At 59.7% G+C, this 15,090-nt stretch carries 13 protein-coding genes; 10 read left to right on the top strand and 3 right to left on the bottom strand.

Annotation, left to right across the window (positions count from 1 at the left end; genetic code table 11):
- The first annotated feature begins 243 nt into the window (after positions 1-243).
- The 4 genes from OCW50_RS23115 to OCW50_RS23130 are packed head-to-tail and all read left to right on the top strand — an operon-like array spanning position 244 to position 4,690.
- Positions 244-3,045 carry a hybrid sensor histidine kinase/response regulator gene (locus OCW50_RS23115; protein WP_262299123.1) on the top strand — a complete coding sequence of 934 codons (2,802 nt, stop codon included), beginning with the start codon at positions 244-246 and terminating at the stop codon, positions 3,043-3,045.
- A 2-nt stretch (positions 3,046-3,047) separates the two neighbouring features.
- A complete protein-coding gene (locus OCW50_RS23120; RefSeq protein ID WP_262299124.1) occupies positions 3,048-3,536 on the top strand; it encodes a chemotaxis protein CheW in 489 nt (162 codons plus the stop codon).
- A gap of 50 nt (positions 3,537-3,586) precedes the next feature.
- Positions 3,587-3,970 (top strand): response regulator, encoded by a 384-nt coding sequence (locus tag OCW50_RS23125; RefSeq protein WP_262268033.1) that lies wholly within the window; start codon positions 3,587-3,589, stop codon positions 3,968-3,970.
- A gap of 6 nt (positions 3,971-3,976) precedes the next feature.
- Complete coding sequence (locus OCW50_RS23130; protein ID WP_262268032.1) at positions 3,977-4,690, top strand: protein phosphatase CheZ; 714 nt, start codon at positions 3,977-3,979, stop codon at positions 4,688-4,690.
- A 225-nt stretch (positions 4,691-4,915) separates the two neighbouring features.
- Here the strand turns inward: OCW50_RS23130 and OCW50_RS23135 are convergent, their stop codons facing one another.
- The 3 genes from OCW50_RS23135 to OCW50_RS33245 form a co-directional block, all read right to left on the bottom strand.
- Entirely contained in the window at positions 4,916-7,675 is a 2,760-nt protein-coding gene (locus OCW50_RS23135; protein WP_262299125.1) for a heparinase II/III domain-containing protein, read from the bottom strand.
- Positions 7,676-7,838: 163 nt separating this feature from the next.
- On the bottom strand, positions 7,839-8,459 hold the full coding sequence (gene fixJ, locus OCW50_RS23140; RefSeq protein WP_262268030.1) for a response regulator FixJ: 621 nt from the start codon (positions 8,457-8,459) through the stop codon (positions 7,839-7,841).
- Positions 8,425-11,172 carry a PAS domain-containing sensor histidine kinase gene (locus OCW50_RS33245; RefSeq protein WP_315974465.1) on the bottom strand — a complete coding sequence of 916 codons (2,748 nt, stop codon included), beginning with the start codon at positions 11,170-11,172 and terminating at the stop codon, positions 8,425-8,427. The genes fixJ and OCW50_RS33245 overlap by 35 nt, the downstream gene beginning before the upstream one ends.
- Positions 11,173-11,551: 379 nt before the next feature.
- Here OCW50_RS33245 and flgB point away from each other — a divergent pair, with 379 nt between their 5' ends.
- From flgB to flgI, 6 genes are read left to right on the top strand one after another with little or no spacing between them, the layout of a single operon-like run.
- Positions 11,552-11,938: a flagellar basal body rod protein FlgB gene (gene flgB / locus OCW50_RS23155; RefSeq protein ID WP_262268028.1), complete on the top strand. Its 387-nt coding sequence runs from the start codon at positions 11,552-11,554 to the stop codon at positions 11,936-11,938.
- Positions 11,938-12,354 carry a flagellar basal body rod protein FlgC gene (gene flgC, locus OCW50_RS23160; protein ID WP_262299126.1) on the top strand — a complete coding sequence of 139 codons (417 nt, stop codon included), beginning with the start codon at positions 11,938-11,940 and terminating at the stop codon, positions 12,352-12,354. The genes flgB and flgC overlap by 1 nt, the downstream gene beginning before the upstream one ends.
- A gap of 1 nt (position 12,355) precedes the next feature.
- Positions 12,356-12,685, top strand: coding sequence for a flagellar hook-basal body complex protein FliE (fliE, locus tag OCW50_RS23165; protein WP_173950050.1), 330 nt, complete (start codon positions 12,356-12,358; stop codon positions 12,683-12,685).
- Positions 12,686-12,695: 10 nt separating this feature from the next.
- Positions 12,696-13,484 (top strand): flagellar basal-body rod protein FlgG, encoded by a 789-nt coding sequence (gene flgG, locus OCW50_RS23170; RefSeq protein ID WP_262299127.1) that lies wholly within the window; start codon positions 12,696-12,698, stop codon positions 13,482-13,484.
- Between the two features lie 24 nt (positions 13,485-13,508).
- Complete coding sequence (gene flgA, locus OCW50_RS23175; protein ID WP_262299128.1) at positions 13,509-13,970, top strand: flagellar basal body P-ring formation chaperone FlgA; 462 nt, start codon at positions 13,509-13,511, stop codon at positions 13,968-13,970.
- The gene (gene flgI / locus OCW50_RS23180) at positions 13,970-15,070 is read left to right on the top strand and encodes a flagellar basal body P-ring protein FlgI (RefSeq protein WP_373371493.1); all 1,101 of its coding nucleotides are present in this window, start codon (positions 13,970-13,972) and stop codon (positions 15,068-15,070) included. Before flgA ends, flgI begins: the two co-directional genes overlap by 1 nt.
- Positions 15,071-15,090: the final 20 nt, after the last annotated feature.

Raw genomic sequence — 15,090 nt, forward strand, 5'->3', positions numbered from 1 at the left:
AACAGGGCTATCGGGGCAGGGTATGACGGCGCAAGTCTTGGCGACTCCCATCCAGGGACGTTCTCACACCGGCTGGGCATCTTCCAGTTCTTGAGCGAGGCTCAGGATGCCGCCCTTCGAACTCCAAGCATGGACATGAGGTTCAGCGCTTTGTTGCCGGCGTGAAGGCCGCAGGATTCATCCATCGTGAGGGGCTCGATGATTGTGCCCGTCAGTTCGCGTAACTAGAGTTGAGATACGGCAATGGACGACCTTCTTCTTGAATTTCTAACCGAGACCAACGAGCACCTCGAGACGGTCGACGTGGAGATGGTCCGATTCGAGCAAGACCCCAATAACGAGGCAATTCTCAGCAACATCTTCCGGCTGGTTCATACCATCAAGGGAACCTGCGGATTCCTCGGTTTGCCGCGCCTTGAAGCTCTTGCCCATGCGGCTGAGACCCTCATGGGAAAATTCCGGGACGGCATGCCGGTTACAACGCCTGCCGTCTCGCTCATCCTTGCGACCCTCGATCGGATCAAGGAGATCCTGGGCGAGCTCGAGCGGCAGGGCGCGGAGCCCGAAGGGTCCGACGGCGATCTGATCGAGATGCTCGACAAGATGGCATCACAGGAAGCGCCCGCTCCCGAACCCTTCGTTCCTGCGCCGTCGCCGCAATCCTCCGGCCAGTTGGTCTATCAGGTCCTGGAGCGCGAGCTGAAGCCGGGAGAGGTCTCGCTGGACGAGCTCGAGCGGGCCTTCCAGGAGGCGCCAGGTCCAGAGAAGGCTTCGACCTCCGGCACGCTGACCTATCAGGTGCTGGAACGTCCGTTGAAGCCCGGCGAGGTGTCGCTCGACGAGCTCGAGCGAGCGTTCCGAGAAGCGCCCGGGCCGGCTCCCCTGGTCATTGACAAGCCCGCCGCCAGTGCCCCGAAAGCGGAGGCCGCAGCGCCTCAGCGTCCGGCCCAGGCGTCCAAGAAGAATTCGGACGCATCGGATGCCGGCGAAGGAGCTGAGGGCATCGCCGGGAAGGTCCAAACCATCCGCGTGAATGTGGACACGCTCGAGCATCTGATGACCATGGTCTCGGAGCTCGTTCTGACCCGGAACCAGCTGCTCGAGATCGCCAGGAGAAGCTCCGACGACCACGGATACAAGGTACCCTTGCAGCGGTTGTCCCAGGTGACGGCAGAGCTGCAGGACGGGGTCATGAAGACCCGCATGCAGCCAATCGGCAATGCGTGGCAGAAGCTTCCCCGCGTCGTCCGGGACCTCTCGAACGAACTTTCCAAGAAGATCGAGCTCGTGATGCAGGGTGCCGACACCGAGCTCGATCGGCAGGTGCTCGAAGTCATCAAAGATCCTCTCACGCACATGGTCCGCAATTCGGCTGACCACGGCATCGAGAGCCCGGCGGATCGAAAGGCTGCCGGAAAGCCCGAGAAAGGTACGATCCGCCTCAATGCCTATCACGAGGGCGGGTCGATCACGATCGAAATCTCCGATGACGGCAAGGGCCTGAACTTTGCCGCCATCCGGAAGAAGGCTGTCGAGAGAGGCATCGCGGGCGATTCCGAAGTGGAGCGCATGAGCGATGCGCAAGTGGCCAAGTTCATTTTCCATCCGGGCTTCTCGACAGCCGCGAAAGTCACATCCGTGTCGGGGCGCGGCGTCGGCATGGACGTCGTCAAGACCAATATCGAGCTGATCGGAGGCACCGTCGATATCCGTTCCGAGCAGGGACGCGGCACAACATTCACGATCAAGATCCCGCTGACCCTGGCGATCGTGGCCGCGCTCATCGTGGCTTCGAAGGATCAGCGCTTTGCGATACCCCAGGTCGCCGTCTCCGAACTCGTCAGAGTGTCGCCGTCGTCCGAGCATTCGATCGAACGGATCAACGGGACGCCCATCCTCCGCCTGCGGGACCGGCTGCTGCCGATCGTCCCGCTCTCGAAGGTCATGGGCCTGTCCGGGAATGAGGACGTCAATAACGGCTTCGTCGTCGTGACACAGGTCGCCCACCAGCGCTTCGGCATCCTTGTCGACGGTGTCTTCCATACCGAAGAGATCGTCGTGAAGCCGATGTCGTCGAAGTTGCGACATATCCAGCTCTTCTCCGGCAATACAATTCTGGGCGATGGCGCCGTCGTGCTCATCATCGATCCCAACGGTCTCGCCCGGATGGTGGGCTCGGGCGCCGACAGCAACGAGTTCCAGAGCGATGCCGGCCTTGAGCAAACGATCGCGGCGGCGGATGAATTGACGAGCCTGCTTGTCTTCCGCGGCGGTGGGGAAAGTCTCAAGGCGGTTCCGCTCTCTCTCGTAACCCGTCTGGAAGAAATCGATGCCTCGACCATCGAGTGGTCCAGCGGCCGCCCGGTCGTCCAGTATCGCGGACGCTTGATGCCTCTCGTATCGTGCGACGATGAACTGGCCATCAAGCGGCAGGGGATGCAATCTCTGCTGGTGTTCTCCGATGGCGAAGTCTCCATGGGCCTGGCTGTCGCCGAGATCGTCGACATCGTTGAAGACAAACTCGACGTGGAGCTGCTTGCCGAGCGGTCCGACCTGGTTGGATCTGCCGTGGTCCGTGGCCGCACGACCGAGATCGTCAACATCGCACATTACCTTCCGATGGTTCTTGAAACCTGGGCCCGCAAGGACCGGCGCGGCGGACCCGACAAATCCCTGCTCCTCGTCGACAGCTCGACGTTCTTCCGCGATATGCTTGTCCCCGTCCTCAAGGCGTCAGGATACAGGGTTCAAACCGCCGCGACGGCCCAGGAGGCAGTTCGCCTCCTGTCGAACGGGTTGCAGGTCGATGTGATCGTCACCGATCTGGAACTCTCGGGACATTCCGGCTTTGCGTTGGTTGCTTCTCTGCGAGCCGATCCGCATCACAGTTCCACCCCTGTCATCGGAATGACCGTCAAACCTGACGCGCAGCAGATTGCCCTTGCGAGGAAACTGCGTATTTCGGAGATCGTTTCGAAAATCGACAGACGGGGGCTCCTCTCCGCCCTGGCAGAGCTGAACGCATCGCTTGAAGAGGCTGCATAAGAATGAAACAGATTGAACCGATTGCAACCGGTGCAACCAAGGTTACCTCCAAGCAGATGGAATTCGTGACGGTCACGGTCGCTGGGCAGCTCCTCGGCTTGCCGATAAGCCGTGTTCATGATGTTTTCGTCGTCAGTGAGATGACGACTGTCCCGCTGGCCCCCGGCGAAATTGCAGGTCTTCTGAACCTGCGTGGCCGGGTCGTGACTGCCGTTTCGCTCCGCCGACGCCTCGGCTTGGGAGACTCGACCAGCGTTGAACGACGCATGGCGGTCGGACTCGAAAACCATGGGGAGGCTTACGGCCTCCTCGTTGACGAGGTCGGCGAAGTCCTCAAGCTCGATCCAGACGAGATGCAGCCCAATCCGGTTCACATGGACCGAGGCTGGGTTGGGCTATCGCAGGGAGTTCATCAGCTGCACGACAAGCTCCTGATTGTTCTGGATGTCGATGCCGTTCTGGCGTTCGAAACCGAACGGGAAGCTGCATAATCGGTTCCAGGAGCCTATCGGGCGTCCGCGCATTCTGAGGATTTGATACCGTGAGTCTCGACCTTTCTACTCCTGTCCTTGTCGTTGACGATTACCAGACAATGGTCAGGATTCTCCGGAACCTTCTCAAGCAGATCGGTTTCAACGATGTGGATGATGCCTCCGACGGGCAGGCTGCTCTCGAGAAGCTGAGGGCCAAGAAGTACGGGCTCGTCATCTCGGATTGGAACATGGCTCCTATGACGGGTTACGAATTGCTTCAGCAGGTTCGGTCCGATGCTGAGCTAAGCTCCTTGCCGTTTATCATGGTCACCGCCGAGGCGAAGACCGAGAACGTCGTCGCTGCGAAGAAGGCGGGCGTCAACAATTATATCGTCAAGCCGTTCAACGCCGATACGCTGCGGACGAAGATCAGCGCTGTGTTCAGCGGATAAGTGATCATGAGCAAGGTCATGAAGCTACAGAAGAGCTATCGTATCGAAGCGAGCATGGGCGTGCTCCCTCACGACGAGGGGGCGCAGGAGCGGCATTCCGAAATTATGAGCTTGCTCGGCACGATCAGGGAGTCGATCGTTCCGGCACGCGACATCTCCGCCTCGCTGCTTGAGGAGCATCGGCGGGACATGCAGGAGGCACTTCGCCTGAAGGTGGAGCTGGACTCCATTTATGAGGCCATCAACCGGACCAAGAGGGAAATTGCCACCCTTCGCTATGCCGGCGCGCAAGGCCAAGAGATCACCCGGGTGACGGACGAACTCGGTGCGATCGTTCTCGGCACCGAGACGGCAACCAACTCGATCCTCGCGGCCGCCGAGAAGATCGACGATCTGTCCAGCAACCTGTCATCGCGCTTGAGCGGCAGTGACCAGGAGATCGCTCGTGAGATCTTGGATCATGTCATCAGTATCTTCGAGGCTTGCAATTTCCAGGACATAACCGGGCAACGCATCAGCAAGGTCGTGAATGCGATGCGGTTCGTTGAAGAGCGTGTCCATCACATGATTGATATCTGGGGTGGCCTCGAAAGCTTCAAGGATGTCGAAACCATCGATGACTCGAGCCGCAAGGGAGAGGCAGCTCTCCTGAACGGTCCCGCACTTGCGACTGACAAGGGCGTGACATCACAGGATGCGATCGACGCACTCTTCGATTAGAGCGTCGTGTGGACGAAGGCGGGCCACACTCGTGACCCTCTCCCCGTCATCACCGGGCTCGTCCCGGTGATCTCGATCGTCTGGAAAACCGAGCCCCACCGGATCCGACCCCAACCGGGTTCCACTTTTCACGTCCGATGTTCTAAGGCCGGCATCGGAGGTCGGTCCATTGTATTCGGCGGCTGGGACGATAAAGCAGTATCGGATGGCCTCATGCCGGAAGAGTCACCCCAGCAGGCTGCGGACGTCTTGCTGCGCCAACAGGTCCAGCATGCGACGAAGCCCCTGCTCGTTGTTCGTAAGGATCATCCCTCCGCAGACCTCACCGGAGCCGGAGAACCTGTAAGTGAGGGCATTGGCGGGTTGAAGGCCTCCCGATGGATGCGAAAGAAAACCTTGCAGGGAGCCAGGATGATCGTTGCAGCCATTCTGGATCCTCATTCCACTGTACTGACCTGCGATTCCGTGCGGGATCATGCGCAGCCGGCTCCTGTCGCGAAAGCCGATCGCAAGATCTGCGTTCGCGAGCGCAACGGCGATTCCTTCCGCAAAGTGAAAGTGTCCCTCAAACGACAGGCTGTCCGCCGAGCCGAGGAAGCGGTCGAAGATGGCGACTGCATCAAGATTATCCAGGCACATGATGGTTCGGGTATGCTCGAACCTTGGTCCGAAAACATTCGTGCCGAGTTGGATGACTTTCACGTCGTTGAAGGTTGCTCTGGACTTGACCCAACCATGTCCTGAGGACGGGTTGCAGCCTTCCAGAATCGCGATGTTGTGAGCGCCCGGTGATGTGAGGTAGTGGCGTGTTGGACCTGGCTGATTGTGACTTGAGCCGCCCGGGTCCGTGATCCATTGTACCCCGCGCGCTGCATAGACAAAGGACGAGCAATCGAAGTGACCATTCTCGTGGCGTTGTTCACCGAAGGATGCGCAAAGATAGCTCCAGTGTGGCTTGTGTTCGTAGTTTCTGAAGACGACCACGCCGTCCGCCTCCGCGGCAAAGATCCGTGGGCCCAGCGGGTAGGACAGCTCCGCTGCTAATTGCGGGTCCGAGAGCAGAGATCGGCCGTGCTTGGAAATCAGTCGACGCAGCCAGGACGCATGGTGGTATCCCCGAGGAGTTTCGCCCACGGGGGGCAGCATGCCGGCCGGGTCCGTGATGCCAACGATGGTTGTAAGGCCACGCGTCAGCCGAGCTTCGAGGCTGTCCCGGAATTCCGTGGCTTCCGGAATGACTCTTAGATTCTCGACCAGAAGCAGTCCGGCAGACAGGATTTCGAGCCGGTTATGAAACGACCGCTCGATCGATGATCCATCAGGGTTGATCAGCAGGTCAAAGCCACTGCGGAGTTGGGAAAGCGCGACGGTATGCCAGTATGAAGCCATCGGGAACAGGGGCGCCGCATCAACGATGGCCAGCAATGCACAGGCTGTGCGCAACTGAATGTCCGATGGCGAGAAGATGTTCTGACTGAGGATCTCCGAAAGGGCGAAGCCATATCTCAGGGTTTCTGCGCGGAGAATATCCCGCCGCCGGTCGCCTTTGCGGCGGCCGGGTTCTGGAACCAATGCGACCAAGCGCAAGAATACCTCGGCCCGGGTGGCCATCGAGAGGGGATAGGTGCTCAACGGGTCCCGCGATTGGCCCCAGGGATTTGACTGTATCCACGCAAGAGCGAGATCCACCGCCCGTCTCGGTCCACCCGCAGCCGGACTCCCGGCCAGATCGAGGAGCCACGAAAGTGATTGGAACTCCAGGCGCCAAGATGAAGATCGATAGGGATCCTCGTCCCATTCGAAAGCGTCGGGGATAGGCCACGGCTCCTGACCCGCGAGGGTGAGGCGATTGTCGATGATCGTCGGCTCTTCGCCGTGCTGCACAGCCTTGAGACGATCGTGAAAAGTCATCGGCGAGCCCGGGCGATCGGCATCGACGAACCAGTCGATCGGACTCACAGGTGCCTTGAGGGCCGCCGGGCCATGGAGCCCTCCAAGCCGGTTGCGCACCTCCTCGAGGAAGTCGAGCGGATCGAACCTGTCTTCCCCGAGAATCGTCTCAAGCAGAAGATCCTCACCGGCTGTGACCTCAAGAGGGGTTACGAGGCTGATCGCAGCCTCCTCCCGTCTAGCCTGGAAGCCGAGTTCGACCGACGCCGCTCCGGCAGGAGGGTTGAGTTCAAGCGTAAAGCGCCTCGTCTGCCGATGGACCGGGATATCGATGAAGGCATCCATGACGGGAGATGATGACACTCCCTCATAGGGAGGCTTCAACTCAGTGCCCCGTGCATCCCGGAAAACAACACGCGCCAGAGCGCCGTCACCTTCCGGGCCGTGGTTGACGAGCTGCCCACGCACGAAGAGCGGGTGTCCTGGAACGGTTCCATATCTTTGCCAGCGCGGCGTCGTGCTGAGGCCCCACCATGTTCGACGTGAGGCGGGTACGGTCGAGCCGTCGACAGGAGGGTCGTTCTGAGTTCCCTGTTCGCCTGGTGCCGACCGAGTCGCTTGGTCGATCCGAAGGTTGCGGATCGTAAACGGATGCGAGTTGCGCCAACTGCGTATCGTGACGGTCAGACGCTTTGCCGGGGCTGGGATGAAGAAACGAAATTCAACGAGCGCTTTACGGGAATGCACGGTGGACCGATCGTAGAACGCGGGCCCCGCCATGTAATAGCTGTGAGGATCGATCTGGCTTCTTGATAGTCCTGGAACATAGGCGAACTCGATGCTCGACCCATCGTCGGTCAGGAAGTCTATTCCAACGGCTGCGAAATCCTGAACGGCCCGACTCTTTTCCTCCTGATGCCAAGAGACCTCGAAGTTGAGCTCGCACCACGCATCGTTGGAAACATCTTTGAATTCATAGACGGCGCGGGACCAGCGATTATGATTTGCAACGACCTGGATATCGTCGCCGGGACTCGCTGAACCGTCTTCAGGCTGATCACGATGAACCGGCAGAATGCGTGTAACGTCGGGCATGCAGATACCAAAGCCTTATCGTGAAACCTTGATGAGCGTAATCGCTGTGGGGAGAGCGATCATTCTGAGCCTGGCTGAAGAACGGGCAATGACGAGAGAGTCTTTGCCGTGTTGGTTCCAGGATCTCGATGGACGCTTGCCCTGTCCGCCCCGACGCGGGTGTCTAGTTCCCGGTTGCGACCTCGAGAAACAGCGCCATGCGGATCAACTCGGAGAGGCTTTTCGCTTCCATCTTCGACATCACGTTGGAACGGTGGATCTCCACGGTGCGGATGCTGATGTTCAGCTCATGGGCGATCATCTTGTTGGCTTTCCCGGCAACGAGGCCGTCGAGCACCTGGCGCTCCCGTTGCGACAGCGATTGCAGGCGCGCCTGCGTCCGAAGGAGTTCCTGGTTCTTACGGACGCTCTTCTCGTCGCATACCAGGGCGAAGCGCACGACCTCCAGAAACCGGTCTTCCCGGAAGGGCTTCTCGAGGAAGTCGATCGCACCTGCTTTCATTGCTTCGACTGCAAGAGGGATGTCGGCATGACCCGTCATGACGACGACCGGAACATTAAGCCCGCGAGAGTGGAGGCGCCGGATGAACTCCAGACCATCGATGCCAGGCATGCGAACATCTGTAACGATACAGCATCTGCCTGGATCTTGAACCTCGTCGAGAAATGATTTCGCGGAGTCGTAAAGACGAACGTTCAGGCCAGCCGATACCAGCAGAAACGAAAGAGCTTTTCGAACTCCAACGTCATCATCCACCACATACACGATCGGCGTGTTCGACACTGGCCATGTCCTCCTTGTCGACAGTTCTAAGAGTGAAATGGAAGGTTGTTCCCTCGCCGGGTGTCGATTCCGCCCAGATCTTGCCCCCGTGTGACTCGACGATCGTCCGGCTGATCGAGAGGCCGACCCCCATGCCACTCTGTTTCGTGGTCGTAAACGGCTTGAACAGGTTCTTCAAGATCTCCGGTGCAATACCGGACCCGGAGTCCTGGACGCTGATTTGAACGAGAGCCTCGGAAGGCATGGCTCTCGCCCTGATCGTCAGCTCGCGCAGGCTCACGTCCTGCATCGCTTCAATGGCGTTCCGGATGAGATTGAGCAGAACCTGCTGGATCTGGACACGGTTCACGAAGACCAGTGGGTTCTCGGACGGGAAATCGAACTCGACCTTGATCTCCTTCTCCTTGGCTCCCACCAAAGCCAAGGCGCTGGCTTCCTCGACAAGTCGCTGCAAACCTTCGATCTGGTGCTCACTTCCTCCCCGAGCGACGAACTCGCGCAACTGGCGGATGACCTCGCCCGCGCGCAAGGCCTCTTCGGCAGCCTCATTCACGGCATGCCGAACAAGGGCAACCTTGTCGCCCTCGATGTTACTCAGGATCATCCCGCAGCCTTTGAGATAGCTGGTGATGGCGGTCAGAGGTTGATTGATTTCATGGGCCAGCGTTGAGCCCATTTCGCCCAATGCCGTGAAACGGGACATATAGGCAAGCTCGGATTGCAGCTCCTGCATCCGTGTCTCGGTCCTCTGGCGCTCGGTCAGGTCACGGATGAAGGCCGTGAAAAAGCGTTCACCGTCGGCTTCCATCTCGCCAACCTGAACTTCCATGGGAAAGGTCGAGCCGTCCTTTCGCTGAGCCACGGCGACGCGGCCGCTCCCGATGATGCGGCGTTCTCCCGTATCGCGGTACCGACGGATGTAACCGTCATGCTGCTCCCTGTAGGGAAGGGGCATCAGAAACTTGACACTTGTTCCGATGACTTCCTCCGGATGGTAGCCGAACATGCGTACGGCCGTGGCACTGAAGGAGCGAATGATGCCGCTCTCATCGGCGACGATCATCGCATCTGGAACGGTCTCAAGAATGGATCTCAGGTGAGCCTCTCTCGTTCGCAGTCGCTCCTCGCTGGACCGCAGGGCATTCTCCGCGAGCTTGCGCTCCGTGATGTCCTGGATCGTGCCGATCTTGCGGACAGGCCGGCCATTCTCGTCGACCATTGTGCGACCGATGGCCGTCACCCAGCGTTCGATCCCCGTATCCGCACGAATGACCCGGAAGGTGCCGCTATAGGTCAAGCTGGTGTCAGGCCCGCTGCCATAGAAGGTCATGTCCATATGCAGTCGGTCGTCCGGGTGGACGCAGCCGAGAACAACGTCGCGAGTGATGTCTGCATCGGGCGCCAAGCCCAAGATCTGGCAGGCCTCCGGTGTCCATTGGCGCCGGCCCGTGACAAGGTCCTGGTCCCAGATGCCGAGCGCGGTCGTTTCGATGGCCAACCGCAAGCGTTCCTCGCTGCTGCGAAGCTTCATTTCCGCAAGCCGCTGGTCGTGGATGTCGGTCACCGTGCCCACCCACTCGACGACATGCCCATCCTCGTTCAGGAGCGGGACGGCTCTCATCAGCACCCATCGATACAATCCATCGGAATGTCGAACACGGTACTCGAAGATGCGAGGTTCGTCTGATGTCCGAACCGATTGCCATTGGCTTTGCAGTTTCTCCCGATCATCCGGATGGACGGCCTCCAGGAATCCGTAGCCGGTGTAATCTCCCTTGGCTTGACCGCTGAAGGCTTCCCAGCCCCAGACCTTCGTGATCAAACCGTCCGTCGTTGCCCGCCAGACGATAGCGGCACTCGCTTCGATCAGAGCCCGATACTGCTCCTCGCTTTGACGAAGTCGCTCGGCGGCGGCCCTTTGTTCGTGAATATCCGCGACCGTACCAACCCATTCCTGCACGACACCATCGGGATCCCGAAGGGGAACGGCTCTCGTCAGAACCCAGCGATACTCGCCATTCGACTGACCAATACGGTACTCGATCGTGCCGGCTTCCTCGGACGCAAGCGTCTCCAGCCAAGCCGATGTGACGCGTGCGCGATCCTCGGGGTGGACGTTCTCCAGCCAGGCGAAATCAGTGAGGTCGTTCAGGAATTGGCTGTCGGGAGTTCCCCATCCTAAGGCTCCGTCGATGATCGAACCATTGGGTGATGCCCGCCAGACCACGGCTGCGCTCGCCTCGATCAGGGCTCTGTATCGCTCCTCCTGCGTTCTCAGAGCGGCCTCAGCAGCCATGAAGCGGCTGACGTCACGAGATGTCAGGACATAGTTACATATCGTCCCGGATCGGTCCTCGACAGCATCGATGGTTATCCTGCAAAGGAGATGGCCACCTCTCTTGGTCGTGCAGCGAGCCTGATCTCCATAATGGCCGAGTTTCTTGGCAAGCCGGAGGCCCTCGAGCGCCTTGTCTCGGCTGACGGCATCGGATGGATACAATATCGAGAAGTGTCGACCCAGCGCCTCAGGGGAAGCCCAGCCATAGATATGTTCGGCACCCTGGTTCCACGATACGATATTCCCTATCGCGTCCAGCGTGATCAGGGCAAAGTCGCGAATCGAATTCAGCACGCGCTCAGCATCCGCAACCGGCCGCACCTCTCGACCTGATCGCGCATCGAGTCCGTTTGTTAACGCAGAAGTATGAGTCATTACCCCCCAACCCATGTGCTGCGTTGCATGCAGGAACGAAGTCTAGCGGCGCAGAAGCGCCGTGACTAGTAATAGTGATATGCCCGTTCGGCAATGAAAGTCATCGGTGCGATGACACAAATGCCGTATATTCAGCAATCGAAAAAATACGGGCAGCCCTTGCGACATTGTCGCTCCATCGCCAACAGAAGCACACATTCTTATGGTAATGATATAGCTTTAAGCGCCTATCACCTCGGCTCCCGCACACCTTGAAAAGCCAAGGTCGGCATCCGTGCTGAAACCATAGGCACATAGAACGAGCCTCACGCCGGCAGGTCAGCCTCATGCAAGGTTGGAAGGTTAAATGCCTCTTTACCATACTTGCCTGGAGACCTCTGTGACGGCACCTGTCTATCTGTTCGACTTGGCATCGCGACAGGCCCAGTGGCTAGCCGCCCGCCAAACGACCATTTCCGGAAACGTTGCCAACGCCAACACTCCCGGCTACCGCGCTAGGGATGTCGAGCCGTTCGCGGATGTTCTGGATAAAACCAAACTGGCGATGGCTGCAACGAACACCGGCCATATCGGCTTCACTCCTTCCAAGGCCGAAGCCAGCAAAGTCAAGAAGGCCGACAGCTGGGACACGGTGTATTCCAAGAACTCCGTCAGCCTGGAGCAGGAACTCATCAAGTCCGGTGAGGTCAATCGGCAGCATTCACTGAACACAAGCATCGTCAAGTCATTCCACCGAATGCTGATGTCGAGCGTGAGGACTTCGTAATGATCGATCCCCTGGTTGCATCCGGCAAATTATCGAGCTCGGGTCTGGAAGCGCAGTCTGCTCGCCTCCGCGTGATCTCCGAGAACATCGCGAACGCGCAATCCACCGGCCGGACGCCGGGGTCGGATCCCTATACCCGCAAGACGATCACCTTCAAGTCCGAGCTCGACCGCACCCTCGGAGCAGCCTCGGTCACCGTCAAGGACGTGGGGCAGGACGAGTCCGCGTTCCCGGTCGAGTACGATCCAGGCAACCCAGCCGCTGATGAGAACGGCATGGTCAAAAAGCCCAACGTCAACATGCTGATCGAGATGGCGGACATGAGGGAGGCCAATCGGTCCTATCAGGCGAACCTGCAGATGATGAAGCAGGCCAGAGCCATGATCTCTGCAACAATCGATCTCATGAGAGGCTGATATGGTCAGTGCAGTTTCCTCCATCTCCTCAATGATCGACCGTCCAGCGGCGGTCGCTGCGATCCCCACATTCGGTGCGCCCCCGGCCGCGGGAGCGGTGTCCGGCGCATCCCAGGCAAGCTTCAGCGAAACGATGGCGCAAGTGGCGACCTCGGCGGTCGACACCATGAAGGCCGGCGAGGCCGCTTCCATTGCCGGGATCCAAGGCAAAGCCTCGGTGCAGCAGGTCGTCGAAGCGGTCATGTCGGCCGAGCAGACCCTTCAGACGGCCATCGCCATCCGCGACAAGGTGGTTGCGGCCTACCAAGAAATTGCCCGGATGGCGATCTAAGGAGATTCAAATGAGAGCGCTCGCAATCGCCGCAACCGGCATGAATGCACAGCAGCTGAATGTCGAAGTCATTGCAAACAACATCTCGAACGTGAACACCACGGCCTTCAAAGGGGCCCGGGCCGAATTCACCGATCTGCTCTATCAAACCGAGCGATCCCAGGCCATCCCGAACCAGGCAGGATCAAGCCCGGTGCCGGAGGGAGCCATGCTGGGCCTCGGCGTGAAGACCGCAGCCATCCGTAACCTGCACCGGCAGGGATCGCTGACGAATACGTCGAACCAGTTCGATCTCGCCCTCAACGGTCGCGGCTGGTTCCAGGTCAATGCTCCCAGTGGCGAAATCGTCTACACCCGAGCGGGATCCTTCAACAAGAACGGCGATGGGCAACTCGTCACGCTCGACGGCTACACGCTCAACCCGCCGATCATCATTCCCGCGAACACGCTCGACGTCACCATCAACGAGTCCGGCGAAGTCTTCGCCAAGATCGACGGACAGGCTCAGCCGCAGAATCTCGGTCAGCTGACGCTTGCGAATTTCGCAAACGACGCCGGCCTGGAGCCGATCGGCAGCAATTACTATCGCGAGACCATCGCGTCCGGCGCCCCGGCGGTCGGCATCCCGTCGGATCCGGGGTTCGGCAAGATCCATCAGGGCTACCTCGAGGCTTCCAACGTCGATCCCATCAAGGAAATCACGAACCTGATCTCGGCCCAGCGCGCCTTCGAAATGAATTCGAAGGTGATCCAGGCTGCCGACGACATGGCCGGAACGGTTTCCAAGGGAATCCGCTAAGACGGGCAGCCGGGTGAACCTCTCATGAAGCATCTCTTCCACATTGCACTTTCGGTAGCCGCCCTGGCTTCGGCGGGCGCTCGGGCTGCCTCGGCTGAAGAGCGTATTCTCCCGGTGCCGTCCATCACGATCTATGCCGGTGACACGATCACCGAGTCGATGCTCAAGGATCGGACGTTTCCTGAGAACTACCGCTACCGGACGGCCGTCATCGAGTCTCCCCGGGTCCTCGCAGGTAAGATGGCCCGCCGGACTCTTCTCCCCGGGGAGCCCATTCCCATGAATGCAGTCGACGATCCCAAGCTCGTGGCGCGGGGCGTTCAAACCCAGATCGTGTTCGAAGAGGGCGGTCTGTCGATCATGGGAACCGGGATCCCGCTGCAATCCGGAACGCTGGGAGAGACGATCCAGGTCAAGAACGTCGATAGCGGCCGGATCATCACCGGCCGAGTCCAGCCCGATGGCCGGGTCCGAATCGGATTTTGATGATGCTTCGCTCGATTCTCTTCCTGCTTGCCGTTCTCCTTTCCTTCCAGAGCCACGCTGCGACGCGCATCAAGGACGTGGCGGCCGTTCAGGGTGTGCGCGACAACCAGTTGATTGGCTATGGCCTCGTGATGGGTCTCCAAGGTACCGGTGATACGCTTCGCAACTCCCAGTTCACCGAGCAATCGCTGCAATCGATGCTGGACCGGATGGGCGTCAACGTCCGCGACATCAACTTGCGGACCCGTAACGTCGCGGCCGTCATCGTCACGGCCGATCTCCCTCCGTTCGTCGGCGCGGGATCCCGCATCGATGTGACGGTCACATCCATGGGGGATGCCACGTCTCTGAAGGGCGGAACCTTGATGCTCACCGCCCTCCAGGGCGGAGACGGACAGGTCTATGCCGTCGCACAGGGAGCCATCGCGGTATCCGGGTTCTCCGCACAGGGCCAAGCGGAGACGCTCACCTCGGGGGTGGCGACCGCTGGGCGCATCCCGAACGGCGCGCTGATCGAGCGGGAAGTCCAGGGCGGATTCAACACGTCCGGACCGCTGGCCTTCGAACTCAAGAACCCGGACTACAAGACCGCAACCCTCATCACCGATGCCATCAACCAATACGCCCAGCAGCGTTATGGGGCTCGCGTCGCGTCCCCGCGCGACTTCCGGACGGTCGTTCTGCAGAAGCCGAAAAATGTCGCAGCGACACGATTCATCGCCGAACTGGGGGATCTCGAGATCAGACCGGACACGCCGGCCCGGATCGTAGTGGACCAACGGACCGGCACGGTCGTGATCGGAAAGAACGTCCAGATCTCCACGGTAGCGATCACGCATGGCGCTTTGACGATCCGGGTGACGGAAACCCCGGAGGTATCGCAGCCGGACCCGTTCTCCATGGGCCAAACCGTCGTCGTGCCTCGCACCCAGATCACGGCCGCGGAGGAGAGGGTGCCCCTTGCCATCGTTCGGGGAGCGGATCTGCAGACCCTCGTCAAAGGTCTGAATCAAATGGGTCTCAAACCCTCCGATGTCATTGCCATTCTCCAAGCGGTCAAGACCGCCGGGGCACTTCAAGCAGAACTGGTGATCCAATGACCAAACCGACGATCATCAAG

It is taken from the genome of Microvirga sesbaniae, assembly GCF_025460805.1.
GTDB classification, from domain to species: Bacteria; Pseudomonadota; Alphaproteobacteria; order Rhizobiales; family Beijerinckiaceae; genus Microvirga; species Microvirga sesbaniae.

Coding starts and splice junctions, on each gene's coding strand:
- OCW50_RS23115 (WP_262299123.1), top strand. CDS start 244: ATGGACGACCTTCTTCTTGAATTTCTAACCGAGACCAACGAGCACCTC.
- OCW50_RS23120 (WP_262299124.1), top strand. CDS start 3,048: ATGAAACAGATTGAACCGATTGCAACCGGTGCAACCAAGGTTACCTCC.
- OCW50_RS23130 (WP_262268032.1), top strand. CDS start 3,977: ATGAGCAAGGTCATGAAGCTACAGAAGAGCTATCGTATCGAAGCGAGC.
- OCW50_RS23135 (WP_262299125.1), bottom strand. CDS start 7,675: ATGCCCGACGTTACACGCATTCTGCCGGTTCATCGTGATCAGCCTGAA.
- OCW50_RS33245 (WP_315974465.1), bottom strand. CDS start 11,172: ATGACTCATACTTCTGCGTTAACAAACGGACTCGATGCGCGATCAGGT.
- flgC (WP_262299126.1), top strand. CDS start 11,938: ATGATCGATCCCCTGGTTGCATCCGGCAAATTATCGAGCTCGGGTCTG.
- fliE (WP_173950050.1), top strand. CDS start 12,356: ATGGTCAGTGCAGTTTCCTCCATCTCCTCAATGATCGACCGTCCAGCG.
- flgG (WP_262299127.1), top strand. CDS start 12,696: ATGAGAGCGCTCGCAATCGCCGCAACCGGCATGAATGCACAGCAGCTG.
- flgA (WP_262299128.1), top strand. CDS start 13,509: ATGAAGCATCTCTTCCACATTGCACTTTCGGTAGCCGCCCTGGCTTCG.
- flgI (WP_373371493.1), top strand. CDS start 13,970: ATGATGCTTCGCTCGATTCTCTTCCTGCTTGCCGTTCTCCTTTCCTTC.